This window comes from Polaribacter sp., assembly GCF_039939415.1.
Lineage (GTDB): Bacteria > Bacteroidota > Bacteroidia > Flavobacteriales > Flavobacteriaceae > Polaribacter.
On record NZ_JBDVJE010000020.1, the window covers coordinates 1 to 1,734 of the forward strand.

Below are 1,734 nucleotides of genomic sequence, written 5' to 3' on the forward strand. Positions count from 1 at the left end.
CCATATTTATTTTGTTTATGAGATACACTAAAAAATAAATATATAGATTAGAAGTACTTCTAAATAAAAACAAGGATGACAAAAATTAGTCATCCTTTTTTATTTTATAAGCTAGGTGATGTAAAAAGAAACTTTAATTCCCGATTTACCGTGTATATCAGATGATTTAAGAATATATTGTGCATATAAATATGCTAGTTTCTTTCTACTGTAGCTATTTGTATATCACCACCGTTTTAATATTTGAAGAGCCAAGTAATCTTTAATAGTGCTATTACAAGGTTACATTAATAAGTCTCACTCCTTCAAAAGACATGTTGATCGCATTACTCATAACTTTTTCTCCATTTAGTATATCATAACCGTCTAGGAATTTTCCGTCCTTAGATTCTAATTGCACTTGTACAGGTTTATTAGCAATATTGATTAACAATACCTTTTTTTACCATTTACTTCAACTTGTCTGTTTATAACTCCAAAAGTATCTTTGCTATTAAGAACAATAATTTTTATAAGTAAATCTTCTGTATAAGCTGCTAGTACAGATTTAAATACAGAAGAAAGTTCTGGTGCTAAAACATAATTATATACAGGTATATCCTTTAAAAATGCTAGTTTAGATGGTTCATGTGGTAATCCATGAGCATTAAATTTTGTTGTTATATATACAAATATCAACAACTTAACACCTTATTGCAAAGATTCTTTAAGTGTTTGTAGCGTTAATTCAAAATCAATAAGACGATGATAACGTTTTTCTCTTTCTAAGGAATCTATATTTGCACCCGTTTTAACAGCACTAGCAGAAGCTCCACGAACAACAATAGCCTCGTTACCCATAAGGGCATCTTTTGTAATTTCAGGATGTTTGATTTTCCCAAGTAATATATTCAGAAAAAAACTTAGCAGTTTGAAGGTCTATTACTTTTAAAACTCCTTGAGAATAAAAACAACGAATATTTGGACATACATAGTTTAATAATATGCATTACTTAATTGTATTTCTATTTCTTTTTGATTTCGAATAATCATCAACTTGACACTTTCTTTAAAAGAATTCTTCTCTAAAACATCTAAGAAATTTGATGTATTTTTTACTTTTTTATTTGCAAAACCAATAATAACATCACCTTCTTTTAAATCTGATTTTATCAACTTACTTTCTTTATTAATTTTTAAAACAATGACACCATCTAAACTATGTGTTCCATAAGAAGATTGTTCTTCAATAGTTTCTATATTTTTGAGTGTTGCACCCGACCATTGTTTGGTTTCTACTCCTTTTTTTACTGATGATTCAATTTTTAATTTGGGAATTTCGGGTTGTTTTGCAATTGCTTTTAGTTCTGGTTTTTGAACACCAAACTTATCCATAGGAAAATTTTTAAAACCAATTTTTAAAGCTGGTGAATCATCTTTTACAGTAAAATCTCCTGATTTAGGATTTATAAATAAAGGATTTCCAAATACACTGTTTGCATCTGTTTGATTACGTTGTGCCTTTAATAAAGCTCCTTTATTTGGAAACAAATTATAATCTACTTCTTTACCCCAATCTTTAATACGGATACCTGCATATTTCTTCATCACAATATTGTTGGTAAACACATCTCCACTATTTGTAAACCAAACATGAGGATGAAAAGTGTTGTTTACCATAATATTATTGCGGACTGTTCTGTAATATCCTTCACGTAATTTAATACCTCTATTCAAACATAAATTATTATAGAT

The 1,734-nt window shown here is 28.2% G+C and carries 3 protein-coding genes; all 3 read right to left on the bottom strand.

The genetic code is table 11. The annotated features are described in order from the left end of the window. Positions 1-426: 426 nt before the first annotated feature. Positions 427-681 (bottom strand): hypothetical protein, encoded by a 255-nt coding sequence (locus tag ABJG40_RS03585; RefSeq protein WP_348023213.1) that lies wholly within the window; start codon positions 679-681, stop codon positions 427-429. A gap of 9 nt (positions 682-690) precedes the next feature. Further along, positions 691-840, bottom strand: coding sequence for a hypothetical protein (locus ABJG40_RS03590; protein WP_348023214.1), 150 nt, complete (start codon positions 838-840; stop codon positions 691-693). Positions 841-975: 135 nt separating this feature from the next. Next, positions 976-1,734 (bottom strand): PDZ domain-containing protein (locus ABJG40_RS03595; protein WP_348023215.1); only part of this gene is annotated, 759 nt, incomplete at its 5' end.